Source organism: Flavobacterium sp. (assembly GCF_043773265.1).
Taxonomy (GTDB): Bacteria; Bacteroidota; Bacteroidia; order Flavobacteriales; family Flavobacteriaceae; genus Flavobacterium.
This window is the reverse complement of the sequence record NZ_JAYVFH010000148.1, coordinates 1-17,324: the sequence shown is the minus strand read 5'-3', so window position 1 is coordinate 17,324 and position 17,324 is coordinate 1. Positions and strand designations below refer to the sequence as shown.

Genomic DNA, 17,324 nt, shown 5'->3' with positions numbered 1-17,324 from the left:
CAAGCCGTTGGAACGGAATTTTATACTCGAAAAATAACCAACATATAACTCTAACTAAAAGTTGTGAATAACTTTATGATGCTTTACATAGGAACGGCTGTTGGCAGTAGTGCATCTTTTTACCAAAACCATTTTTTAGGTTTTAAGTCTTGTTTTTTGTAAAGCAATTCTAATGTATCATTTACTTGAATTCCATTTATTTTAAGTTGATTATTAGTTAATTTGTATTTACCTTTTAGTACTGTTTTAGAATCAATTATATCAATATCATCTCCACTTCCTCCTCTATTAATATAAAGATTTATCGAATCATTTGATATATTGGTTTTTAAAATAAAACCTATTGAATTATTATTAAAATCTCGTAAAATATTAAACCTATTTTGTTTTTCTATATATAAATCTTTATATAATGTACTATCTTTTAATGGTATGTATAGTTTATTATTTTTAATTACCTTTTCAAGAGTATATTTTCCAACCAACAATTGATATTTTTTTTCATCATCTGATTTTATTAAATTCTGTTTTGCTTTGATAAACATTATGCCGAAAACAAGAATTAAACCAAATACTTTAAACATATTAATTACAAAACTTGCTTTGTTAGAGAAGTTTATTTTTGTTGTAAAATTCAATGATTTAAAAAAATTAATAATGTTTTGTTTCTGACTAAAAATTATATAAATATTACAAGCTAACAGAATAGTTGCGGCTGGAAATGTTATATTTCCAATATTGAAAAATAAATTGAGTATAAATACTTGTGAAGTTACAAATAGAAGTATTAAAGAAGCAAAATAATAAGTACGCCTGTTAAATAATAATATTCCAGGAACAAACTCAAGAATTCCCGCAACTAATTCTTGCCAATTATTTTTGCCAAAATAATACCAAGCCAATTCAAATTCTGATACATCAACTAATTTAGTATCTAAAGCTGATAACTGATAATCAAAAAAAGTTCCAAAAAGCTTTGGTACTCCATAAAAAATCATAAATATTCCTAAAATGTACCGTTGGATTCCAATATTTAAATAATCAATTTCACTTAACTTATTTGATTTTTGAAGTTTGTAAAAAATGAAAAAACAGAAACTAAATGTTAATGTTAATGATACTCCTAAAAAAATATATATTTCTTTTTTATTTTCTAATCCAAGTGATTCAAAACTAAAAAAACCAAAAAATAATAGTATTGCAAAAACACTAATAATCGTGCCAATAATTTGTTCTACTTTGTTTAATTTCATATTTTAAGTTTCTATTTTTTAGCGGTTTCGGCGCATTACTGCCAACGTCTCGCCTCTTCATAAAGTGGCGATGAACCAAGACCAAGCCTTCACAAATATAACTAAAACTTTTAATTAAAAGACCTTTCCAATTTCTGATAAATGCCGTGCCTCGCCATTTCTTGAAACCTCTTTTAGCAAAAGTACTTAATTATTTTTCAACAACTTGTTTGCAAAATGAAAACTTTTTTCTATATTTGTGACATGAAAATTCTTGTAAAGAAAACAATTTTACATTACATAAAGAAATATCCACTAGCAGAAACACCTTTACTAATTTGGTATAATGAGTTCTCTAAGCATGAGTTTATTAATTTCAATGAACTAAAAAGTGTATATGGAAACGCAAGTATTCTAAGCAATAGTCGAGTTGTTTTCAATATAAAAGGGAATGATTTTCGTTTGATTGTTTCTATTAATTTTTTGCAAGTAGCATGTTATGTAATTTGGTTTGGTACTCACAAAGAATATGACAAAATTAACGCTGAAACAATTGCTTTTGACACAACAATATTAACACAAAAAAAATAATAATGATGAACTGGAAAGTATTAAAAACCGAAGAAGATTACAATAAAGCTTCAATACGAATGATGAAAATTTTCAATGCTGATCCTAATTCTGCAGAAAGTGATGAATTAGATTTACTAATTGTTTTAATCAAAGATTATGATGAAAAGCATTATCAATTACCTGAATTGGATGCGTTAGAAGTAATCAAATATAAAATGCAGGAAATGGGAATGAAGGCAAAAGATTTAGAACCACTTATCGGAAGTAAAGGTCATGTTTCAGCTGTTTTATCAGGGAAAAGAGAAATTACTCTAAAGATGGCACAAAAGCTGAAAGATTACTTTAGAATTCCAGCAGAAGTATTTTTGCACAGTGCGTAAATAGTATTTTTGCAAACCGCTGTTAGTAGCTGGTTTAATTAAGAAAATCTGTTTCTCGTTTTTAGCTTTTGTATATTTTCTATATGTTTTTCACGTATGATTGAGTTTTCTCCATTCTTAACGGCTTGTTTAAGCAAACTTGCAATTTCCCATTTGTCTTCATATTTCGCTGGTTGATTATTTTCTAATATTTCATTAAATCTATTTATTACTTTATTAGATTTAGTTAAAAAGGTTCGGTTTGGTAAATCAATTAAATTTTTAAATTCGCAATCTCCAAAAAAAACTATCATTGAAAAAACAGGTATGTTGTCAAAATGATAAAACTTTTTCAAATCTTCTAAGTGCTTTTTATTCTGCAATATTGGATTATAAAATTTATATTTCCGTTTTCCGTATGCTAATATTTGAGTCCAATTTAATTGATTTTCACTTCCAAAAATCCAACCACTATATTCTTTTACTTCGAAAACCACAATTCCAACTTTTGTTGCTACAACTAAATCTATTTGACTATATTTTCCATTTCCGTTATTCAAATATATGTCGTGGAAAATCGCTGTTGATTTAATTCCTGATTTTAGAATTTTTAAAACCATTTTTCGTTCAGACTTTGTTCCTCTGTTTAGATTTGTTACTGTTTTTAGTAATTCTCTGTCTTTAAATTCGGTGTAAACAAAAATAGAAACTACTGAAAGCAGAATAAAAACGAGAATTATCAAGTATAAATTCATCTTATCAAGGTTTGGATTCGGTCGCGGTCTCGAAAACTAGCTACTAACGTTCCCAGGCTTTATGTCTGTTGCTGTTTTTATCACAGACCAAAGCAAATATACCGAAAACTTTTAAAAGAAAAATATGATTGAAAGAAAAAAGATAAGAGACCAAGCGTCCAAATAAGCCCAAGCGCAGCAATAGCATAAAACCTGTGTTAGCGGTAGTATTTATTTAAGATTAATTGTTTTCGATACTTTTATTATCTTTAATTTTATTTTCTCTTTGAATTGAAATATTTCGATTTTATTATTCTTGATATTTATGGAATCAATAATATAGTCGACATGTCCAACTCCTCTTTCCCAATTTTCAGGAATCATTATTGTGTCACTTTTTTGCGAATCAACATCAAATATTTTTAAGTTTCTATTTCCTTTAGAATATTCTGAGTAACAAATGCACAAATTATTATTGTCGGTTGCATAATTGAAATAGCCAATATTTGGATAATACAAAACATCAAACCAATATGGTTTGTCTTTTTGAATATTATAGATTATTGCATATCTGCAATTTGTTCCACAACCATTAACTAATCCAAATGAATTATTCGTAATCCATTCAATTTCAGCGTTAAATGGCGTAAAAAATTCAATCATTTCATCACCAATTAATAATGATTTATGCATGATTTTTCCTTTTCCCCATTCCGCATATATTTTCTTGTAGTTATCTTCAGAAGTAGAATAAATTTTTAAAAACTTTTTGTCTGGTGTAATTGTATCTATCCAGACACCAATATTTTTTTCTTTTTTTTGAATACTGAGTTTAGGAACTGATGTGGATTTTCCAGATTGCTCATTTTTTATATTGCAACCTGTAAAAATAAGTAATATTGCTGTTAAGATTCTGTTTCTCATAATATTACCGCTAACTCATAAATATAAGCAATAAAAATATAATATTAAGTTATTTATTTTCAAAAATACAAAATTATCATTTACCTAAAATAATACAATTTATTAAGTTTAAATATTTTACTAACTTTTTTCTTTATTTTTGCAAAATATTAAATTATTATCATGAAAAATTTCTACTTATCTTTTTGTTTAATACTTTCTATAATTGTTTCGGCTCAGTCTGGTAGTCATTTAAACTTTGATGGTAGTAATGATTTAGTTTTAATATCTGGAACTAGTTCACCAATTACAACTTCTTATTCTAAAGAAGCTTGGATTAGTTGTTCTAGTTTTGGAGTTGCTAGAGATTTTATATCTGGAAATGCCACAGGACAAAATGCTTTTTGGGTTGCAAATGGTTTTTTAACAGCTGGACATAATGGTGCTTCTGGCGGAAATTGGTCTTATGTTATTGACAGTGTTCCTTTACTACTTAATGTTTGGTATCACGTTGCGGTTACTTATGATGCCACAACTACAACTATGAAATTATATAAAAATGGAATTCTTATTGCAACAAATACAAATGTTCCAGTAGCTTCAAATACTGCAACTAGCAAATTATATATTGGATGTTATAGCGGAAACAATTCTTTTTTTATGGGAAATATTGATGAGGTTAGAATATGGAATAGAATTTTAACTCCAACTGAAATATTTGATAATAAAAATTGTGAATTTACAACACCACAAACCGGCATGATTGCTTATTATAAATTTAATCAAGGTATAAATAATGCTAATAATGCTGGAGTTACAACACTTTTAGATTCAAGCACTAATGTCATTAATGCTACGTTAACAAATTTTGCTCTTGTTGGTTTAACTTCTAATTGGGCTTCTGGTTCGCCAGTAAATTGTTTGTTAAATTTATCTGAAAACAATTTTAATTCGACAATTAAAATTTACCCAAATCCTGTAAATAATACTGTTACTATAAATTTAGAAAATTATAGCAACAGCAGTTTAGAAATTTTAGATTTTAATAGTAGATTAATACATTCTAGCAAGTTGCAATTGTCTGAAAATGAAATTTCTATGGATGATTTTTCTGCTGGAATTTATTTTTTTAAAATCAAAACGGATAAAGGAGTTTTTTTGAATAAAGTTATTAAGAATTAGAAAAAAGTTATAATTTTATTTTATTCAAAACAATTGAATTTTCATTAAAATTTTCGGGTCTTTCATCATTAAAATTTGATGCCATTTCTAGTTTATCATCAGATACAAATTTAATTATTCCTTTCATTCTTCCTTTTTCTAATGTATTACCTTTTTCATATCCAACAAAATCTATTTCTATAGGAATTTTAGAATAGTCAATTTCATATTTTAATTCGGCTTTTATTCCGTTAATAACAAAATCATTTCCTCCCATGGTTTCATTACCAATTTTAAAGGTTATATTATTGTTTTTATCAAGAATTAATGTTCCAACTTGACCAGTTTCATCATTACCTTGCCATTCTCCAATGTGTTTATAGTTGTCTTGATTAAATGATAATAATAGTATTATTAAAAATGTAAATAATAGTTTTTTCATTTTTTGATTTCGTATAAATTATGTTTTTGGTTAAATTGAAATCCCAAAATCAATATTTAATTTTGGGATTATAATAATTTAATATTTACTTTTACACATTTCCTTCTTCGCTTTCTTTATCCAAATATTCTTGTACAATATTTATTGCATTGGTAACCACATCACTTAAAGCAGTAATAAAACTTCCATCTTCGGCTGTGTCTATAGCATGTTTTATTGCTTCTACTTCTTTAGAGATAATCTCGTGGGTTACGTTTTTATCACTTTCGGCAATTCCTTCAAGGATTAATCCAATAATTTCTTCTTCGGTTCTGCCACGTAGGTATTTTTCTTGTCTTATTATTATGTGATCAAACATTCTTCCTGCGATTTTAGCACATTCTTTAATGTCTTCATCGCGTCTGTCGCCAACACCTGCAATAATTCCTATTTTTTTAGTTGCTTCAACACTGCTTAAATATTCTTCAACACCTCTATATCCTGATGGATTATGAGCAAAATCTATCAATACTTTGAATTTTTTGAATTCAAAAATATTCATTCTTCCTGGAGTATGAGCTGCAGATGGAATAAATGTTTGTAATGATAAACTTATGTCTTCTATTTTAAATCCTTGTAAATAGGAAGCTAAAGTTGCAGCTAGAACATTGGCAATCATGAACTTGGCTTTTCCACCCATGGTTAAAGGAACATGAGTTGCACGTTCTACACGAATTTTCCATTCGCCTTTTTTAATGGTGATGAATCCGTTTTCATAAACTGCTACAATTTTTCCTTCTTTAGCAAATTCTTTAACTTTAGGATTGTTTTCATCCATTGAAAAATAAGCAATGTTGCAATTTAATTCGTTGGCAATTTTTAGACATTGTTCGTCTTCGGCATTAAGAATTGCCCAACCATCTTTTTTTACACTTCTAACAACGGTTGCTTTTACTCTAGCCAAATCGTCTAATGTGTGTATGTCAGACAAACCCAAATGGTCTTCTTGAATATTGGTAATAATTCCGATATCGCAACGACTGAAACCTAATCCAGAGCGAAGAATTCCACCACGAGCAGTTTCTAAAACTGCAAATTCTACTGTTGGATCTTTCAAGATATATTCTGCCGAAACTGGTCCTGTAGTGTCACCTTTTTCCATCATGTGATTTTGCACATATATTCCGTCAGAAGTTGTAAAACCTACTTTGAAACCATTATTTTTAACAATATGAGCTAGAAGTCTTGTAGTTGTAGTTTTTCCGTTAGTTCCTGTTACTGCAATAATTGGAATTCTACTTGGTTTTCCTGGTGGATATAACATATCAATAACTGGCGCAGCAACGTTTCTTGGTAATCCTTCACTTGGAGCCAAATGCATACGAAAACCTGGAGCAGCATTGACTTCTAGAATACAACCTCCATTTTCTTTTAGTGGTTGGGTTAGATTTTCGGCCATAATATCAACTCCGCAAACATCTAAGCCAATAACACGAGAAATTCTTTCGCAAAGAAAAATATTTTCTGGATGCATCATATCAGTAACATCAATAGAAGTTCCACCAGTGCTTAAGTTGGCAGTTGATTTTAGATAAACTACTTCGTCTTTTCTTGGAATAGTTTCTAGTGTATAATTTAATTTTTCTAATAAATCGGTTGTATCTCTGTCAACATCAATTTGAGTTAATACATTTTCGTGGCCATAACCACGTTTTGGATCTAAATTGGTTTCATCAATTAATTGTTGAATCGTATTTTTTCCGTTACCTTTTACGTGTGCTGGTTCTCTTTTAGCGGCTGCAACTAATTTATTATCAATTATTAAAACTCTAAAGTCATAACCTGTAATAAATTTTTCTACAATTACTCTATGGCTGTATTTTTTGGCATAAGCTAAACCTTCAACTGCATCTTGATAATTTTTTACATTAATTGAAGCACCTTTTCCGTGGTTTCCATCTAGTGGTTTTAGAACTATTGGATAACCAATTTTTTGAATTATTCCTTCTAAATCTTCTTCATCTACACAAATTCCACCATTGGCTACAGGAATTGAAGCTGCATCCAACATTTTTTTAGTTTGCTCTTTATTACATGCAATATCAACTGCAATACTGCTTGTTTTGCATGTTATGGTTGCTTGAAAACGCATTTGGTTTATACCGTAACCTAATTGTACTAATGAATTTGTACCTAGTCGAATCCAAGGAATATCTCTAGCAACTGCTTCTTCTACAATACTTCCTGTTGATGGACCAAGTCGAACACGTTCACGAATTTCGCGCATTTTTTGAATATCTGCTTCTAAATTGTATGGTTTTCCATCAATTAAAGATTGCGCAATCGCAACAGAGCTTTCTGCGGCAAACATTCCAACATTTTCTTCGGTGTAACTAAAAACTACATTGTAAATTCCTGGGGTTTTGGTTTCACGAGTTCTTCCAAAACCAGTTTCCATACCTGCAAGAGATTGAATTTCGAGTGCAATATGTTCAATTACATGTCCCATCCAAGTTCCTCTTTCTATTCTAGAAAAGAATCCGCCACGAGTTCCTTCAGAGCAACGATGTTCAATCATTGTAGGGAACATTTCTTCAATTCGTTCACGAAAACCTTCTATTTTATTGGTTGGAAGTTCTTCCATTTCTTCTAAATCCAAACGCATTTGAATTAATTTTTTTCTTTGAACACTCCAAATGTTTGGTCCATGTAATGCTTGAATTTTATCGATTTTCATAATCTATAGAAGTTTTTGTTTGAATTGATTGTAATGTATTTGTTAAAAATAAAAAATATTTGTTAGTTAGAGACATTTTTATTGATAAATAGTTGGTTTTTTATTTGAAATGTTATTTTTGTGTTGATTTTCAAGTAAGTGTGGTTTTTATTTTTTACAATATAAGTTTATTTTTTGATTATAATTTTAAGAATCATAAAATGAAATAGTTTGTCATAAATTGTTGAAAAGTAAGGAATAAGTTTTACTATTAAACACTAAAATTCATTTGCATTATTTAAAGAATTATCTATTTTTACGCCATGAACATACGAGGAAAATTGATTATTATTGGTGGAGCTGTTGATAAAGGCAGTTTTACCGAAACCGATTTGGATAAATCTGCGGCTAAGAATTTAAATTTTTTTGAAACAGGTATTCTAAAACGCATTATTAGTGAATCGAAACACAAAGAGCAATCTAGAATTGAGGTTATAACTACTGCTTCTAAAATTCCGAAAGAAATTGGACCAGAATATGTTAAGGCATTGAGTTATCTTGGAGCGTTTAATGTTGATGTATTAAATATTGAAAGAAGAGAACAAGCAATGGATGCTGATGTTGTAGAACGTTTGCGAGTTGCTGATGTTGTTATGTTTACTGGCGGAGATCAACTTAGATTGACTTCAATTCTTGGAGGAACACCATTTCACGATTTGTTGTTGGATAAATACAAAAATGAAGATTTTATTTATGCTGGAACCAGTGCTGGTGCAGCAGCTGCAAGTAATAATATGATTTATCAAGGAAGTAGTAGTGAAGCTTTGTTGAAAGGCGAGGTGAAAATAACATCAGGACTTGGACTAATTGATGGTGTTGTAATTGACACACATTTTGTTCAAAGAGGAAGAATAGGAAGATTGTTTCAAGCCGTTGTTGGAAATCCAAAAACACTTGGAATTGGTTTAGGAGAAGATACAGGATTGCTAATTATTAATAATAATGAAATGGAAGCAATTGGTTCTGGACTTGTAATTTTGGTTGATGGTCGTGAGATTAAAGATACAAATTTAACACAAGTTGAATTAGGACAACCTATATCTATTTCGCATCTTGTAACACATGTTATGAGTAAATATGACACTTTTAATTTGGATACTTTTAAGATGACAATAAAATCGTCACAGTATGGTTTAATTGTATAATTTAATCTGAAATGAAAATAATAATTCACGGCGGTTTTTTTTCGGAATCATCAACAAATCAAGAAACAAAAGTTGCTAAGCAAGAAGCTTTATTGCGAATTGTAAAGGATTCGTATGAGTATTTAAAAACACATTCGGCAGTTCAAACTGTTGTTTATGCAGTTTCATTATTGGAAGATGATAAGTTATTTAATGCAGGAATTGGTTCGCAGATTCAAGGAGATGGAAAAATTAGAATGAGCGCTTCTTTAATGAATGGTGAAACTCAGAAAATGAGTGGCGTTATAAATATTGAAGAAGTCAAAAATCCTATACAAGTTGCACAATTATTAATGAATGTTGAAGATAAAGTTCTAGGTGGAAGTGGAGCAACAAATTTTGCTAGACAATATGGATTTGAAAAATTCTCTACAGAAATACCACAAAGAAGAGCTGAGTATGAAGCCAAATTGGCTGCTAATGGAATTGGAACTGTAGGTTGTGTTGCTTTAGATAAAAATGGAAAAATTGCAGTTGCAACTTCAACTGGCGGAAAAGGTTTTGAAATTCCGGGACGAATATCAGATAGTGCAACAGTTGCAGGAAATTATGCTAATGAATTTTGTGGCGTAAGTTTGACTGGAGTTGGAGAAGATATTGTTAGCAATGCAACTGCTGCAAAAATTGTAACTCGTGTTACAGATGGATTTTCATTAGAAAAAGCATTTGAAAAAACATTTGACGAACTATTACCTTATGATGGTTTTGCTGGAGCAATTGCAATTGATAAATTTGGAAACATTTTTCATCAAGATTCACATCCAAGTATGGTTTTTGCAAGTTTTGATGGTGAGAATGCAGTAGTTTTTGATTAAAAAATTAGTGGTTTATTAACCATTTTTCGAGAATATTTTGCAATAAAACATTATCTATTGGTTTTGATAAATAATCGTTCATACCATAACTTGTAATATTATTTTGCATTTCTAATGTAACATCGGCTGTTAGTGCAATTATTGGTATTGTATTGTTTTTTAATGTGTTTCGGATATAATTAGTTGCTTCTAAACCATCTAGATTTGGCATTCGAATATCCATAAATATTAAATCAAAATTTGAATTTTCTTTAAAGATATCTATACATTTTTGACCATCATTGGCTAAAGTTAATTTGAAACCTTTTCCTTCTAACATTTTTTTTATTACTAATTGATTTATTAAATTGTCTTCGGCAATTAATATATTAAAATTATTTTCATTAGCTAAATCAATATCTGAATTGGAAATTGAAATTATTTTGTTTTCTTTTATTTGTTGATCTAAATTATCTTTTTCGTTAATAGATTTAAAAGCTATTGTAAAAGAAAAAGTTGTACCATTATTTGGTTCGCTTTGACAATTTAAAATTCCACCCATTAGTTCCACAAATTTATAACTAATGTTTAATCCTAGACCTGTGCCACCATATTTTCGAGCAATACTAGAATCGGCTTGATTGAATGCCATAAACAGATTTTTCATTTGTTTTTCTGACATTCCAATTCCGGAATCGGAAACTTCAAAATGTAAAATCACAAGTTCGTCTATTGATTTTAATTGGTTTATAGTTATTGATATTGCTCCGTTTTCTGTAAATTTTATAGCATTGCTTAATAAATTTATAAAAATTTGTTTCAATCTTAGAGCATCACCGAGCAATAAATTTTTTGATGATATTTTTTTATTTACATTAAATTTTAATGGTTTGTCTATAATTTTTATTTGAGCAAATTCGGTAATATCAAATAATAATTTTTCTAAAGAAAAAGGGATGTTTTCGAGTTCTATTTGATCTGATTCTATTTTAGATATATCTAAAATGTTGTTTAATATTTGTAATAAATGATCGGCTGAATTATCTATTTTTTGTACATATTCTTTTTGATGGATGTCTAAATTAGTAGTATGCAAAATGTTGTTTAAACCAATGATTCCTCCTAATGGAGTTCTGATTTCGTGCGACATATTTGCTAAAAAAAGCGATTTCATTTTGTCGGCTTTTTGAGCTCTTTGAGTTTCTTTTTCTAATTCTTTAGTTCTATTTGTAACTAGATCTTCTAATTGATCTTTGTAGTGTGTTAATTCGCTTTGAATAATTTGTCTTTCGGTAATTTCATTTTTGAGCAATTCGTTTTGTTGTAAAAGTAATTTGTTTTTTAAATTAGATGATTTATATACATTAAAAACAGTTTCGATTTTTTTTCTTATACTATTTAATATGGTATTCCAAGTATAAGTAACATTAAAAATTAGTATAGATACAGGTTCACTATAACTGGTTAAATTGGTATGAGATTGAACTAATAATTCATACTTTCCTGGAGGTAATGAGTTGAATTTTACAAATCCGTTATTTAATTTTGACCATTTTTGGTCGAAGCCAGCAAGTTTAAAACGATATTTTACTTGTTTTTCATCAATATGCCAATCACTATAGACCGAAATTTCTAAAAACCATCTACCAACCGTTAATTGATACTCGTTGTTTTCTATAACTGGGTTTGTATTTATCCAATTAATTTCATCAAGATAAAAATTTGGAGTTTTAGTATTTGAAGTTAATTTAGATAAATTGATATAATACAAACCGTCGTTTAATGCACAAAATAAATTTTTATTAGTATCTAAAAACAAAGATCGAGTACTGGTGAATTGCCATTCAGATTTGCTTAAATACAAATTTATTCTATGTAAAAGCTTGTTTGTATTTGTGTTAATAATGCAAATCCCATTGCTTGAGCCAACGGCTATAGTTGTTTCGTTTATCCAAATTGCTGTCCAACCACCAAGAGGGAATTCTTTTAAAATTAATTTTGTGTTTAAGTTTTTATCAATGATTACTATGTTTTCTTCTTGAATTACAAGTTTATTGCCATTTTGATGAGATGCTATAGAATATGTATTTCCTTTTTCGGAAAGGTATGAATTAGTTATTTTTACAAATCCTTTTGGCGTTTCATACCACAAACCTTGGCCTAAAGTTCCAATCCAGATTTGATTATTAGTGTCTAAAGTTAAATTATAGACATATCCAAATTGAGTTCCATCTGCATTAAAAATTTCGGTTGCAATATTATTCTTAATACAGAATAAACCACTTATTGTACCAACCCAAATTTCGTTTTCTCGAGCTAATAATACTCTATTTGGACTTGAAATTATAGTTTCAAATTTTTGAGTACTATTTTCAGGATGGGTACTATTAGTTTCATATAATCCATCTTGTGTTGCTAACCAAATTTTTGAATTATTGTTTGGGTCTATTAGAGAATCCCAAACGATTGATTTTAATTGGGTTTGATTTTCTAATTTTGGAATTAATTGTGTTTCACTTTCAGAATAGATGCTAAAAAAACCTGCACCACCAATGTATAATTTATTATTTGATTCTTTAATTGAAAACGCAGCATCATTGTATCCAGTATCTATTTGAGAGATGTATTTTCTAAGAAAAGATATTTTTTTTAAGCCAGCATTATTTGTAGCTATCCAGATATTGTTTTTTTTATCAATATAGATACTATTAATAATACTCTTGAGATGAATAATTTCTTGTTCTATTAAAGATGAAAATTTATGGTCTAATATGATTAAATTTTTATTAAAACCAACTACTAATTCGTTTGAATTACAATTTATGGATGTTACTTTTGGACTTCCTGTTTTTGGGACATAATGTTCTAAAAGTTCTAAATTTGAATTTAGAAAGAATAAACCATTTGTTGTGCCAATAAAATAATGATTATCGATAGTTTTAAAAAATGTTGTGACATTATTTTCGTTTAAAAATAGTGAAGAAAATGGTTTTATTACTTTGTTATTGATATCAATATCGATTAATCCTTTTTTTGCAGAAATTAGAACAATGTTATTATTATCTTTTTGAACAATAGTTTTTACCAAACCTAAATCAATTGAATCGATTAAATTTATTTCATAATTTTTATTTTCTAATTGAATTAATCCGTAGGATGTTCCAACCCAAATAATATTTTCTGTTATTAAAAAACATTCAGCAATTCCAAAATTCCATTCAAAATTTAGAATTAAATTTATTTTAGAGCCATCACTATTTAATGCTTCTATGCCTCTATCAGTTCCTATCCAGATAATATTATTTTTTGTTATAAAAACAGTTCTTAAACCAGGACAATCTAAACTATTTTGAGAGTCAAAAACTTTTATATTATTTCCATTATAACAAGATATACCAGATGGACCAGGCAACCATAAGCGTTCGTTAATATCGCAAGCGATGGAATGAATCTGGTCATTTGGCAACCCATCATTGCTGTTTATTGTTAAAATTTTAGGTTGCATTTTTTATTATTATAAAGATTTAGCAAAGATACTTTAATTATATATAATTAATAAAATAAAAACATCCCAAGCTTTCGATTGGGATGTTTAATTCACCTGATAGTCTCCAATAATCTGTCAATTCTTTATAAAAGATATTATCGTTTCATAACTTTTGCGGTAAAGTTTTTACTTTCAGTCGTTATAGAAACAAAATACATCCCACTTGATTGATTGGATAAATCGATGCTTTCGGTTTGAATTCCGCTGTTTCTATCTACATTAATTTCGTTTATAATTTGACCTTGAATATTGGTTACTTTTAATGTAATCTTTTCTGAAAATTCTAAATTATAATTAATATTTACTTTATCATTTGTAGGATTTGGATACACACTAATTGATGTTTTAATTAGAGAAATTGTTTCATTTGATAAAGTTGTTGTTGGACAATTAACAGTTTGTAATGTGTTATATGAAAAAACAAAAGTCCCTATTCCTAATTGTCCTTCTAAATTTCTTCCTGTTGACCAAAGAGGAGTTGTAGTTTCCATAGCCAGCGAATGAATATCACCAGCAGAAATTGCAAACCAATTATTACTTGTTCCAACTTGATTAAGTGTATTAACAGTAGTGTTGTTTCCTAATCCTAATTGACCAGCACTATTAAATCCACTTGAATATAATGTGTTGTCGTTTTTGATGGCTAGTGAAAAGTTGTTTCCTGACGATATTGCTATGTAAAGTGTAATACTTCCATCTGAATTAAAACCAATTGGCACAAATAAGTTTGATGTAGTATTAGTTCCATCGCATAATTGGCCATTTGTATTGTTTCCGAAAGTGAATAAATTTCCATTTGTATTTAAAGCCATACTGTGATCAAAACCAGCAGAAACTTCAGCCCAATTGTTGGCTGTTGAAATAATGATAGGAATTAAACTTGTTGTGTTTGTTCCGTCACCTAATTGTCCGAATGTATTATTTCCCCAGGCATATATAAATCCAGAGTTATCAATAGCAAGTGAATGTTGATTACCAGCATCAATCTTTGACCAGTTAGATGAAGTTCCAACTTGAACAGGTAAGTTTTGGTTTACAACATTGTTTATTCCAAGTTGTCCTGTATTGTTTAAACCAAAAGACCAAAGAGTTCCAGTAGTTTTAATAGCTAAGCTAAATCGATTTCCAGCAGAAACAGTCAACCAATCTGTGGCAGTTCCAATTTGAGTTACATTTGGAGTAGCCGAATTGAAAACTCCATTTCCTAATTGACCAAATTGACCATTTCCCCAAGACCAAAGAGTACCATTTGTTTTTACAGCTAAAGAATGAACATTCCCAGCAGAAACCGTTGCCCAATCAGTCGCTGTTCCAATTTGAGTAGGAAGGTTTTGATTGATAAGATTTCCCAATCCCAAACCTAATCGGTTACTATTTTGTCCCCAAGCCCACATTGTTCCATCTGTTTTTATTCCAAGCGAAAAATTTTCTCCTGCTGAAACCATGCGCCAACATGTTGAACCAACTTGAGAAAATACATTTGAAGAGAATAATAAAATAATAACGAGTAATTGTAATTTTGATTTCATGATATTTAGTTTTTAAGATTAATACAACTATATATCAATTGAAGTTTTTATTTGTTACCTTTTTTTTAAAAGTTTTTTAGAATTTTAAAATTTCTTATTTATCCCAATAGTATATGAAAACATTTTTTTTTAAAGAAAAATGTAAAGATTGTATCAGATAGCGTGACAACAGTTATGGTGAAATGCGAATAAATACTACAAAAAAAACCCAACCTTTCGATTGGGATTTTTTATATATAAGTAAGTTAAATAGGTTGTACAAACGTTTTTTATTTCACTTTTTTCACAACAGCTTTAAAAGCTTCTGAGTGATTCATTGCTAAATCTGCTAATACTTTACGGTTCAGTTCGATACCATTTTTCTTAACTAATCCCATGAACTGAGAATAAGACAATCCTTCTAATCTTGCACCAGCGTTAATACGCATAATCCATAAAGCACGGAAGTTTCTCTTGTTCTGTTTTCTATCGCGATAAGCATAAACCATCGCTTTTTCAACTGCGTTTTTAGCTACAGTCCAAACGTTTTTACGACGACCAAAGAAACCTTTGGCTTGCTTCATTATCTTTTTTCTTCTTGCTCTTTTAGCAACTGAATTTACTGATCTTGGCATAATTTTCTTGTGTTTTTTGTAGCAGGCGTCCTGAATTTAATCAAAGGAACTTTAAAGCCATACTCCAAGGTTATTTAAAATTTTTTAACCTAAAGTTTTATCTAAAATAAGTGTCTTAATACTTAATTCTCAAGACTTAAATACTTTTTAGATAATTCTTAATTGTTGTTTAATGCTTTTCATATCTGTCTTGTGTACCAAGGCCGAATGTGTCAAAGCTAATTTACGCTTCTTAGACTTTTTAGTCAAGATGTGGCTTTTGAAAGCGTGTTTTCTTTTAATTTTTCCAGAACCAGTAACTTTAAAACGTTTCTTGGCGCTAGATTTGGTTTTCATTTTAGGCATAATTTCCCTAATTTATTTAAATTTAACTTACTTACTTGTCTTTACGAGCTTGCAATGCAATCTCATTATATTTTTTTAGAAGCGAATCTTTTCGCCTACTTGCAATCGTCTTTCCTGCTTTCCATTTCAATCTTTCTTGTCTTGAACTCGTTTCAAGACAAGAAAGGATTTTCACTCCAATCAGGGCTAAAGATTTAGGTCATTTCTTTATCAATAACGGTATTGAATTCACACTATAAAAACTGAATACTGCTACTAATAACTGACTACTTCTTTTTCTTAGGCGCAATATACATTATCATTCTCTTTCCTTCAAGAACAGGTAAAGCTTCTACTTTTCCATGATCTTCAAGATCTTGAGCCAAACGCAATAACAATATTTGTCCTTGCTCTTTGTAAATAATAGATCTACCTTTAAAAAATACAAACGCCTTTAATTTAGAACCTTCTTTAAGGAATTTTTCAGCATTTTTACGTTTAAAATCATAATCATGCTCATCAGTTTGAGGTCCAAAACGAATTTCCTTAACCACAATTTGAGTAGATTTTGCTTTCAATTCTTTATCACGCTTCTTCTGCATGTAAACAAACTTTTTATAGTCCATTATCTTGCATACTGGCGGTTCCGCATTTGGAGAAATCTCTACCAAATCAAGTTCAAATTGGTCTGCAAGACGCATGGCATCTGCAGTTTTAAAAATACCTGGTTCTATGTTGTCGCCAACTAAACGAACCTCTGGCACACGAATAAAATTATTTATTCTGTGTTCATCTTTTTTTTCTACTCGAGGTTGATAACCTCTGTTGTTTCTAATTGCTATGGCTTTATTATTTTAATTAAACTGTAAATACTTTTAATGTTTTGCTTATTTCTTCGTTTACAATTGCAGCAAATTCTTCAATTGTAACACTAACATTTCCTTTTCCTTCTTGTCCATGACGACGAATAGAAATTGTATTATTTTTCTCCTCTTCCTCACCAACTATCAACATAAAAGGTGTTTTTTGCATCTCTGCATCTCTAATTTTTCTTCCAATCGACTCATTTCTGTTATCAATTTGGGCGCGAATGTCGTGATTTTCTAGCAGATTTAAAACTTTTTTAGCATAATTTTCATATTTATCACTCAAACATAAAATTAAAGCTTGCTC

16 protein-coding genes are annotated in these 17,324 nt (G+C 29.3%); 5 read left to right on the top strand and 11 right to left on the bottom strand.

Annotated elements, in window-relative coordinates; all coding sequences use genetic code 11:
- Nucleotides 1-119 precede the first annotated feature (119 nt).
- Nucleotides 120-1,253 (bottom strand): hypothetical protein, encoded by a 1,134-nt coding sequence (locus tag ACH2BO_RS08020; RefSeq protein ID WP_395044224.1) that lies wholly within the window; start codon nucleotides 1,251-1,253, stop codon nucleotides 120-122.
- A 216-nt stretch (nucleotides 1,254-1,469) separates the two neighbouring features.
- On the opposite strand from ACH2BO_RS08020, the gene ACH2BO_RS08015 reads away from it, so the two are divergent.
- Nucleotides 1,470-1,823 carry a type II toxin-antitoxin system HigB family toxin gene (locus tag ACH2BO_RS08015; RefSeq protein WP_395044223.1) on the top strand — a complete coding sequence of 118 codons (354 nt, stop codon included), beginning with the start codon at nucleotides 1,470-1,472 and terminating at the stop codon, nucleotides 1,821-1,823.
- A 2-nt stretch (nucleotides 1,824-1,825) separates the two neighbouring features.
- Nucleotides 1,826-2,185, top strand: a complete 360-nt coding sequence (locus tag ACH2BO_RS08010) for a type II toxin-antitoxin system HigA family antitoxin (RefSeq protein WP_395044222.1) — start codon at nucleotides 1,826-1,828, stop codon at nucleotides 2,183-2,185.
- Nucleotides 2,186-2,223: 38 nt separating this feature from the next.
- Here ACH2BO_RS08010 and ACH2BO_RS08005 read toward each other — a convergent pair whose 3' ends face one another.
- A complete protein-coding gene (locus ACH2BO_RS08005; RefSeq protein ID WP_395044221.1) occupies nucleotides 2,224-2,919 on the bottom strand; it encodes a nuclease-related domain-containing protein in 696 nt (231 codons plus the stop codon).
- A gap of 210 nt (nucleotides 2,920-3,129) precedes the next feature.
- Nucleotides 3,130-3,822, bottom strand: coding sequence for a hypothetical protein (locus ACH2BO_RS08000; protein ID WP_395044220.1), 693 nt, complete (start codon nucleotides 3,820-3,822; stop codon nucleotides 3,130-3,132).
- 162 nt (nucleotides 3,823-3,984) lie between these two features.
- Between ACH2BO_RS08000 and ACH2BO_RS07995 the strand changes: the two genes are divergently transcribed.
- Nucleotides 3,985-4,983 carry a LamG-like jellyroll fold domain-containing protein gene (locus tag ACH2BO_RS07995; protein WP_395044219.1) on the top strand — a complete coding sequence of 333 codons (999 nt, stop codon included), beginning with the start codon at nucleotides 3,985-3,987 and terminating at the stop codon, nucleotides 4,981-4,983.
- A gap of 7 nt (nucleotides 4,984-4,990) precedes the next feature.
- Here the strand turns inward: ACH2BO_RS07995 and ACH2BO_RS07990 are convergent, their stop codons facing one another.
- Together ACH2BO_RS07990 and cphA are read right to left on the bottom strand one after the other, a co-directional pair.
- The gene (locus tag ACH2BO_RS07990) at nucleotides 4,991-5,404 is read right to left on the bottom strand and encodes a hypothetical protein (protein WP_395044218.1); all 414 of its coding nucleotides are present in this window, start codon (nucleotides 5,402-5,404) and stop codon (nucleotides 4,991-4,993) included.
- A 91-nt stretch (nucleotides 5,405-5,495) separates the two neighbouring features.
- The gene (cphA, locus tag ACH2BO_RS07985) at nucleotides 5,496-8,120 is read right to left on the bottom strand and encodes a cyanophycin synthetase (protein ID WP_395044217.1); all 2,625 of its coding nucleotides are present in this window, start codon (nucleotides 8,118-8,120) and stop codon (nucleotides 5,496-5,498) included.
- A gap of 302 nt (nucleotides 8,121-8,422) precedes the next feature.
- Here cphA and ACH2BO_RS07980 point away from each other — a divergent pair, with 302 nt between their 5' ends.
- Together ACH2BO_RS07980 and ACH2BO_RS07975 are read left to right on the top strand one after the other, a co-directional pair.
- Complete coding sequence (locus ACH2BO_RS07980; protein WP_395044216.1) at nucleotides 8,423-9,304, top strand: cyanophycinase; 882 nt, start codon at nucleotides 8,423-8,425, stop codon at nucleotides 9,302-9,304.
- A gap of 11 nt (nucleotides 9,305-9,315) precedes the next feature.
- The gene (locus ACH2BO_RS07975) at nucleotides 9,316-10,158 is read left to right on the top strand and encodes an isoaspartyl peptidase/L-asparaginase (protein WP_395044215.1); all 843 of its coding nucleotides are present in this window, start codon (nucleotides 9,316-9,318) and stop codon (nucleotides 10,156-10,158) included.
- Between the two features lie 4 nt (nucleotides 10,159-10,162).
- Here the strand turns inward: ACH2BO_RS07975 and ACH2BO_RS07970 are convergent, their stop codons facing one another.
- The 6 genes from ACH2BO_RS07970 to ACH2BO_RS07945 form a co-directional block, all read right to left on the bottom strand.
- On the bottom strand, nucleotides 10,163-13,642 hold the full coding sequence (locus ACH2BO_RS07970) for an ATP-binding protein (protein WP_395044214.1): 3,480 nt from the start codon (nucleotides 13,640-13,642) through the stop codon (nucleotides 10,163-10,165).
- Between the two features lie 137 nt (nucleotides 13,643-13,779).
- Nucleotides 13,780-15,213 carry a T9SS type A sorting domain-containing protein gene (locus ACH2BO_RS07965; protein ID WP_395044213.1) on the bottom strand — a complete coding sequence of 478 codons (1,434 nt, stop codon included), beginning with the start codon at nucleotides 15,211-15,213 and terminating at the stop codon, nucleotides 13,780-13,782.
- A gap of 269 nt (nucleotides 15,214-15,482) precedes the next feature.
- Nucleotides 15,483-15,827: a 50S ribosomal protein L20 gene (gene rplT / locus ACH2BO_RS07960; protein ID WP_395044212.1), complete on the bottom strand. Its 345-nt coding sequence runs from the start codon at nucleotides 15,825-15,827 to the stop codon at nucleotides 15,483-15,485.
- A 147-nt stretch (nucleotides 15,828-15,974) separates the two neighbouring features.
- A complete protein-coding gene (gene rpmI, locus ACH2BO_RS07955) occupies nucleotides 15,975-16,172 on the bottom strand; it encodes a 50S ribosomal protein L35 (RefSeq protein ID WP_022827375.1) in 198 nt (65 codons plus the stop codon).
- A gap of 266 nt (nucleotides 16,173-16,438) precedes the next feature.
- On the bottom strand, nucleotides 16,439-16,987 hold the full coding sequence (infC, locus tag ACH2BO_RS07950; protein ID WP_395044225.1) for a translation initiation factor IF-3: 549 nt from the start codon (nucleotides 16,985-16,987) through the stop codon (nucleotides 16,439-16,441).
- Between the two features lie 22 nt (nucleotides 16,988-17,009).
- Nucleotides 17,010-17,324 (bottom strand): His/Gly/Thr/Pro-type tRNA ligase C-terminal domain-containing protein (locus ACH2BO_RS07945; protein WP_395044211.1); only part of this gene is annotated, 315 nt, incomplete at its 5' end.

What these genes read in the sequence shown, in the direction of transcription:
- ACH2BO_RS08020 (WP_395044224.1), bottom strand. Translation starts at nt 1,253, where the DNA reads ATGAAATTAAACAAAGTAGAACAAATTATTGGCACGATTATTAGTGTT.
- ACH2BO_RS08015 (WP_395044223.1), top strand. Translation starts at nt 1,470, where the DNA reads ATGAAAACTTTTTTCTATATTTGTGACATGAAAATTCTTGTAAAGAAA.
- ACH2BO_RS08010 (WP_395044222.1), top strand. Translation starts at nt 1,826, where the DNA reads ATGATGAACTGGAAAGTATTAAAAACCGAAGAAGATTACAATAAAGCT.
- ACH2BO_RS08005 (WP_395044221.1), bottom strand. Translation starts at nt 2,919, where the DNA reads ATGAATTTATACTTGATAATTCTCGTTTTTATTCTGCTTTCAGTAGTT.
- ACH2BO_RS08000 (WP_395044220.1), bottom strand. Translation starts at nt 3,822, where the DNA reads ATGAGAAACAGAATCTTAACAGCAATATTACTTATTTTTACAGGTTGC.
- ACH2BO_RS07995 (WP_395044219.1), top strand. Translation starts at nt 3,985, where the DNA reads ATGAAAAATTTCTACTTATCTTTTTGTTTAATACTTTCTATAATTGTT.
- ACH2BO_RS07990 (WP_395044218.1), bottom strand. Translation starts at nt 5,404, where the DNA reads ATGAAAAAACTATTATTTACATTTTTAATAATACTATTATTATCATTT.
- cphA (WP_395044217.1), bottom strand. Translation starts at nt 8,120, where the DNA reads ATGAAAATCGATAAAATTCAAGCATTACATGGACCAAACATTTGGAGT.
- ACH2BO_RS07980 (WP_395044216.1), top strand. Translation starts at nt 8,423, where the DNA reads ATGAACATACGAGGAAAATTGATTATTATTGGTGGAGCTGTTGATAAA.
- ACH2BO_RS07975 (WP_395044215.1), top strand. Translation starts at nt 9,316, where the DNA reads ATGAAAATAATAATTCACGGCGGTTTTTTTTCGGAATCATCAACAAAT.
- ACH2BO_RS07970 (WP_395044214.1), bottom strand. Translation starts at nt 13,642, where the DNA reads ATGCAACCTAAAATTTTAACAATAAACAGCAATGATGGGTTGCCAAAT.
- ACH2BO_RS07965 (WP_395044213.1), bottom strand. Translation starts at nt 15,213, where the DNA reads ATGAAATCAAAATTACAATTACTCGTTATTATTTTATTATTCTCTTCA.
- rplT (WP_395044212.1), bottom strand. Translation starts at nt 15,827, where the DNA reads ATGCCAAGATCAGTAAATTCAGTTGCTAAAAGAGCAAGAAGAAAAAAG.
- rpmI (WP_022827375.1), bottom strand. Translation starts at nt 16,172, where the DNA reads ATGCCTAAAATGAAAACCAAATCTAGCGCCAAGAAACGTTTTAAAGTT.